Here is a 6353-nt window from a genome sequence, read left to right on the forward strand (position 1 = left end):
GTCACGACCTTGGTCGACGGTAGCGGGCGGCTCCCCCGCGGGGGGCCCCCCCCCGTGGGCCACCCCCGTGGCCCCTTAACCCCCCCCCCCCTGATAAAAACCGCCCCACAGCAGGTCAGGCCTTCTTCAACACCTCAGCCACCGGAGTGCTGCTGCGGCCGATCAACTTCTGCAGGTCACCCGACTCGGTGTCCAACGCCCCCTTGGCAATTGCAGCATCGGAATCGGCGAGGATCTGCGCAACCGGTGCAGGCAGTCCGACGCTCTCGAGAATGCCTTCGTATGCCTCCGCGTCCACAAACTGGTACGCGACGGGCTTGCCGGCGAATTCGCTTATCTTTGCGGCCAATTCGGCGTAGGTGAGCCTCTCGTCACCGCCCAACTCGTACACTGCGCCTTCGTGGCCATCGGTGGTCGCGACTACTGCTGCGGCGTCGGCGTAATCCGCACGCGCCGCAGCCGCGATCTTGCCTTCCGCTCCCGCACCGACCAGTGCGCCGCGTTCGATCACACCGGCCAGGTCGTTGGTGAAGTTCTCCCAGTACCAACCGTTTCGCAACAGCGCGAACGGAATACCGCTCCGAGTGAGCACGTCCTCGGTCGCCTTGTGCTCGGCAGCAAGCTTCATCGGCGTGTCCTGAGCATTCAAGATGCTCGTGTAGGCGATGAATCCGACGCCGGCAGCCTTCGCCGCGTCGATGATGTTGGTGTGTTGCGCGAGCCGTGACCCCACTTCACTTCCCGAGATCAGAACCAGCTTGTCGACGCCCGCCAATGCGGTTTCCAACGCCGAGGCATCGGCGTAGTCCGCTTGGCGTACAACTACTCCGCGGGCGGCGAGGCTTTCCGCCTTCTGTGGATTGCGGACCACTGCGACGATGTCGGACGCGGCGGTTCCCCGCTCGATCAACGACTCGACTACCAGTTGTCCGAGGTTTCCGGTTGCGCCGGTGACTGCAATGCTCATGCGAACTCCCGATCCAGGTTGAAGCGTAAATGCGTTCTGCAACCATCATGCACTTATTTTTCGTAAGTGCAACACTTCAAGTTATCGCTATGGGATCGTGCAGTAGTAGCCTGGGTTCATGACCAGCACCGACTCACCTTCACGTGCTGCCCAGACCCCTGATCCGAATGCCGACGTCGTGGACCCAACGCTCGAGGCTGACGTCTTCGCTCGCGGATGCAACTCTCGGGCGGCATTGCAGAATGCAACCGGACGCTGGGGCGCACTCGCGCTGGCGGCATTGAACGAGGGCCCGTACCGGTTCAGTGCCCTGCGCCGACGCGTCGACGGAGTCAGCGAGCGCATGCTCTCACAGACCCTGCAAACACTCGAGCGGGATGGCCTCGTGCACCGTGAGGTACTCGAAACCATCCCGCCCAAAGTGGAATACAGCCTGACCGAACTCGGCGCCGACGTCGCCGCAAAGATCACGGCCCTGATCGAACTACTCGAATCGCAGGTGCCGAAAATCGTTGCGTCACAAGCGTCGTACGACGCCCGGAATCAGCTCAACTTGTCCGAGAGCTGAGCGATGAACTCGTCGAATGCGTAGGGAACGCTCAGCACCGTCGGAGCGGACGTAGCCATCGCGTAGTCCATTCCGACCAGACGAACCAGACGGCCGTTCGACACCGAGGTCATGTTCGCGAACGGACCGAAGGACATCAGCTTGTCCAGGTTGGTGCCGTCGGCGTCGACGAGAATGAAGACGTCGGCGTCGAGTGTGTCGATGGATTCCATGCCCACGGACACCGAACTGTCGCCGGAAGTGCACACTGCGTCGACACCGGGCGAGGTCTTCACCCCGAGCTGGCCGAGAAGACGGATCCGCGGGTCGGTGCCGCAGAAGACGATCAGGCCCTCGTCGGTGCGCATTGCATACGTTGCGGTTTTGCCCTGGAACTGTGGGTGATCAGCGGCCTGCTTCTCGAAGTACGCCCCGGTCTCGTCGATCAGCGTCTGAGCCTGCTCCGGCTGTCCGAGCGCTGCACCGATCATGCTCATCTGCTTGTCCCACGCCGTATCCCACGGCTGGTCGGGGAACGCGACGGTCGGCGCGATGTCACTGAGGCGCTTGTACTCGCCCTCGTCGATGCCGGAGTAGACGGCGAGGATCACGTCGGGATCGAGCCCGAGGATCTGCTCGAACGGGATATCGGGATTGGTCGTCATGAGAACGGGCTTGGCACCGTTCAGACGCGAAGCGTCCCAGGGCAGGATGTTGTTCTCGATGCCGTCGCCGGAGAAGCTCTCCATGGCGACCGGAACCTTGTTCAGTGCGATCACCGCATCCTGGCCACTCCATCCGATGGTCACGATGCGCATAGGCTCCGCGTCGATCGTCGTCGAACCGTAGGCGTGGTCGACGGTCACGGGGAACGCCCCCGCCTCGGCGGCACCCGAAGCTTCGGTGTCCGATCCGGAGTCACCTGAGGTTCCACAGGCGGAGAGCGTCAGCGCGACGCAAGCCGCGAGCAGTACGGAACGAGTTTTCATGAGTGGTCCTTCGAAAGCCGAATGGTCGACTCGGGACGCTAATGCGTTGCGCGCCTACACCCCGACTCGAAGGCCTCAGATGGCGGTTTCGCAACACAACTCGACACAAAAGACGAAAAACCCCGTGTGCCTTTCCGGTAGTGCGAACTACCGAAAAGGCGCACGGGGCCGAAGGCCCTGCCGTCAGAAGTTGATCATGTGGCCGGCGAGGCCGTGGATCGCTTCCTGCAGTGCCTCACTGAGTGTGGGGTGGGTGTGGACGTTGCGTGCCAACTCGTTGACCGTGAGGTCCCACTTCTGGGCCAAGGTCAGCTCGGGCAGCAGTTCCGAAACGTCCGGTCCGATGAGGTGCCCGCCGAGCAGTTCGCCGTACTTCTTGTCGGCGATCAGCTTGACGAAACCGGTCGGGTCACCGAGACCGTGTGCCTTGCCGTTGGCAGCGAACGGGAAGTTCGCGACCTTGACGTCGTAGCCCTCGGCCTTGGCCTGCTCCTCGGTCAAACCGAACGAGGCGACCTGCGGCTGGCAGAACGTCGCACGCGGCATCATCCGGTAGTCACCGAGTGTCTGCGTCTCCGCGCCGCCGATGGTCTCGGCAGCAACGACAGCCTGAGCTTCTGCGACGTGCGCGAGCTGCAGTTTGGCGGTGACGTCACCGATGGCGAAGATGTGCGGGACGTTGGTGCGCATGTAGTCGTCGATCGCGATGGCGCCGCGATCGGTCAACGCGACCCCGGTGTTCTCGAGACCGAAGCCCTCCACGCGCGGTGCGAAGCCGACGGACTGCAGAACCTTGTCGACGACCACGGTCTCGATCTCGCCGGACTTGTTGTCCTTGATCGAGACGGTGACCTTGCTGCCGTCGTCGCTGATGGACTGCACAGCGGCACCGGTCTTGATGGTGACGCCGAGCTTCTTGTACTGCTTGGCGATTTCCTTCGAGACGTCGGCGTCCTCGTTGGGCAGTGCCCGATCGAGGAACTCGACGATCGTGACGTCGACGCCGTAGTTCTTGAGGACGTAACCGAACTCCATGCCGATCGCGCCGGCACCGACGATCAGGATCGAACCCGGAAGGTCACGGGTGAGGATCTGCTCTTCGTAGGTCACGACGTTCTCGCTCAGCGAGGTGCCGGGCAGCAGCTTGGTGTACGAACCGGTCGCGATGATCGCGTTGTCGAACGTGATCGTCTCGGTGCCACCCTTGCTCAGCTCCACGCTGATGGTGTTGGCGTCGACGAACGTGCCCTTGCCGTCGTACTCCGGGATCTTGTTCTTCTTCATCAAGAAGTGAATGCCCTTGACTCGCCCGTCCGCGACCTTGCGGCTGCGATCGAAAGCGGAGCCGAAATCGAAGGACACGTCTCCGGACATGCCGAACGTCTTCGCTTCTTTCGTGAAGATGTGCGCGAGTTCGGCGTTACGGAGAAGCGCCTTGGACGGAATGCAGCCGACATTCAGGCATACACCGCCCCAGTACTTCTGCTCGATGATGGCGGTGCTCAGGCCCAGTTGTGCCGCGCGGATAGCAGCGACGTACCCACCGGGGCCGGCTCCGAGGACAACGACGTCATAGTGTGAGGTCACGATTCACCAGGGTAGTCCTGCATCGTTTCGCTGTCCCCAGATGGTCGCATTACCCGTCGGTAGCCCACACTTCTCGGGCAACTCGGGCGAAATTTCCGCCGTACACGGCCTCGATCGACGGCTCGTCGAATCCCCGGGCACGCAATACCTGATCAAGTGTCAGCACGTCCTCCGGAGGAGTCCACTGCAGTGGCCCCCACGCGGTGTACGCCTCGGAGAACGACGACGGGTTCTGCTCGATCTCTTCGCGGAAGTCGTCGGCGTCGAAGGAGAAGTCGGAGCCGATCCCGACATGATCGATGCCGACGAGTCCCACAGCCTCTTCGATGTGGTCGGCCATCGCGGACATCCGAGCCTGGTCGTCATCCGGTCCGTTGACGCCGAGGAATATGCCGACGCCGTTGATCCCGATGACGCCGCCGGTCTCCGCACACGCCCTGGCCTGATCGTCGGTGATGTTGCGCGGATGCTCCCACAACCTTCGGAGATTCGAGTGGCTGTAGATCATTGCTCGCTGGGTGATAGCTGAGATGTCCAACCCCGTCTGTACCGAACAATGTGAGCCGTCGACCGTCATTCCGACGCGATTCATCTCGGCAACCAGGTCACGGCCGTATCCACTCAACCCCGTGTCCGCCAGGTCCAAGCAGCCGCAGCCGGCAGCGTTCATGTAGTTGTACGTCGGCAACATCGAGCGGACTCCGAGGTCGCAGAAGTACGAGACGTTGGCCAGGTCTCCCTCCAGCGGATTCGAGTCTTCCAGGTCGAAGGCCAGGGCGATTCCGCCGGACTCCTGAATCTCCACGACGCCGTCGACGCTGAAGACAGGGGTGATCTCCGGGAACTCGACCCGCGCCTGCCACGCGAAACTCTTGGCGATTGCCGTCGAGTCCGCGCGAGTCTGCGGCGAGTAACCGACGTTCACCGAAACGTAACTCCCCGCTGGGCGCTGATATCGGAGAAGATCTTCGACAGACGCGTTCGACTGCAGAGGTAGGCAACAATGTTGTTCCCATAGTGGATATGTCCGGTTCACTCACTAATCCCGTCGATGATCAGGGAAATTCACCTGAAACTGGTCGTACGTTCAGCAAATCTCTGGTTCACTGGCGGATAACGCACCGATGCGGTAGAACTTACAAGACTCACACGCCCTGTACCTATCGACAGAGCATGTACCCAGCATGAATTCCCGTACGGGAACAGCAACAAAGGACCGTTCACTCCTGGGCGGATTCGAAGGAATTTTAGGTGGAGGTTTCTGAACGTATGCGTGCTCGCACTTTCAAGCGTGGCCGTCTGGTCGCCGCTGTAGCCGCAGTATCCGTGCTGCCGATGCTGATCAGCCCTGCAGTGTCGTCCGCAGGCGGAGATCCGTCGACCACCACGGCAACTGTTGCCAAGGCAAACACAACGGGTTCCAAGCTCTCGAGCCGCACGGACAACGGGCGCATCGCCACCATCAAGGTGTACTCCCCTTCCATGGAACGCGATATTCCGCTCGAGGTCATCCTCCCGGCAGACGGTAGCGAACCCCGCCCGACCCTCTACCTGCTCAACGGTGCAGGCGGCGGCGAAGACCGGGCGACGTGGCAGCGTCAGACCGACGTCAACGAGTTCTTCGCTGACAAGAACGTCAACGTCGTCACCCCGCTCGAAGGTGCATTCAGCTACTACACCGACTGGGTGAACGACGACCCGTCCCTCGGCCGTCAGAAGTGGCAGACGTTCCTGACCCAGGAACTCCCGCCCGTCATCGACGCCGAGTTCAACACCAACGGCGTCCAGTCGATCTCCGCGATCTCGATGACCGCGACCTCGGTCCTCAACCTCGCCATCGCAGCTCCGGGCCTCTACAAGGGCGTCGGTGCATACAGCGGATGCGCCGAGACCAGCACACCGGTCGGCCAGTCCTCCATCGAACTGGTTGTGGGCATGCGCGGCGACGCTGACGTGACCAACATGTGGGGCCCCCTCGACGGCCAGGGCTGGATCGACAACGACCCCGTCGTCAACGCCGAGAAGCTCCGCGGCACCGAGCTCTTCATCTCCACCGGCTCCGGACTCCCCGGCCCGCACGACACCCTGAACAACGAGGCGATCAACGGACAGGTCGGCACACTCGCCAACCAGGTGATCGTCGGCGGCGTCATCGAGGCAGCAGTCAACTACTGCACCCACAACCTCGCCTACCGCCTCAACGATCTCAAGATCCCGGCCACCTTCGACTTCAAGCCGACCGGCACCCACTCGTGGGGCTACT

6 protein-coding genes are annotated in these 6353 nt (G+C 62.2%); 2 read left to right on the forward strand and 4 right to left on the reverse strand.

What is annotated here, in order from left to right; all coding sequences use genetic code 11:
* Nucleotides 1–115 precede the first annotated feature (115 nt).
* Nucleotides 116–967: an SDR family oxidoreductase gene (locus RWT78_RS27055; RefSeq protein ID WP_314682158.1), complete on the reverse strand. Its 852-nt coding sequence runs from the start codon at nucleotides 965–967 to the stop codon at nucleotides 116–118.
* Nucleotides 968–1085: 118 nt separating this feature from the next.
* Here RWT78_RS27055 and RWT78_RS27060 point away from each other — a divergent pair, with 118 nt between their 5' ends.
* Nucleotides 1086–1535 (forward strand): helix-turn-helix domain-containing protein, encoded by a 450-nt coding sequence (locus RWT78_RS27060; RefSeq protein WP_007735410.1) that lies wholly within the window; start codon nucleotides 1086–1088, stop codon nucleotides 1533–1535.
* On the opposite strand, the gene RWT78_RS27065 is transcribed toward RWT78_RS27060, so the two are convergent.
* The 3 genes from RWT78_RS27065 to RWT78_RS27075 all read right to left on the reverse strand — a co-directional run bounded on the left by RWT78_RS27065 (nucleotide 1511) and on the right by RWT78_RS27075 (nucleotide 5126).
* Nucleotides 1511–2503, reverse strand: coding sequence for an iron-siderophore ABC transporter substrate-binding protein (locus tag RWT78_RS27065; protein ID WP_019744462.1), 993 nt, complete (start codon nucleotides 2501–2503; stop codon nucleotides 1511–1513). The two genes, RWT78_RS27060 and RWT78_RS27065, sit on opposite strands and share 25 nt — an antisense overlap.
* A 183-nt stretch (nucleotides 2504–2686) precedes the next feature.
* Nucleotides 2687–4090, reverse strand: a complete 1404-nt coding sequence (gene lpdA / locus RWT78_RS27070; protein ID WP_003941477.1) for a dihydrolipoyl dehydrogenase — start codon at nucleotides 4088–4090, stop codon at nucleotides 2687–2689.
* A gap of 49 nt (nucleotides 4091–4139) precedes the next feature.
* Nucleotides 4140–5126 (reverse strand): membrane dipeptidase, encoded by a 987-nt coding sequence (locus tag RWT78_RS27075; protein ID WP_314682162.1) that lies wholly within the window; start codon nucleotides 5124–5126, stop codon nucleotides 4140–4142.
* 233 nt (nucleotides 5127–5359) lie between these two features.
* Between RWT78_RS27075 and RWT78_RS27080 the strand changes: the two genes are divergently transcribed.
* The coding region (locus RWT78_RS27080; protein WP_314682165.1) for an alpha/beta hydrolase family protein at nucleotides 5360–6353 on the forward strand (994 nt) is incomplete at its 3' end.

Source organism: uncultured Rhodococcus sp. (assembly GCF_963525155.1).
GTDB lineage: Bacteria > Actinomycetota > Actinomycetes > Mycobacteriales > Mycobacteriaceae > Rhodococcus_F > Rhodococcus_F qingshengii.

Coding starts and splice junctions, on each gene's coding strand:
- RWT78_RS27065 (WP_019744462.1), bottom strand. CDS start 2,503: ATGAAAACTCGTTCCGTACTGCTCGCGGCTTGCGTCGCGCTGACGCTC.
- RWT78_RS27060 (WP_007735410.1), top strand. CDS start 1,086: ATGACCAGCACCGACTCACCTTCACGTGCTGCCCAGACCCCTGATCCG.
- RWT78_RS27055 (WP_314682158.1), bottom strand. CDS start 967: ATGAGCATTGCAGTCACCGGCGCAACCGGAAACCTCGGACAACTGGTA.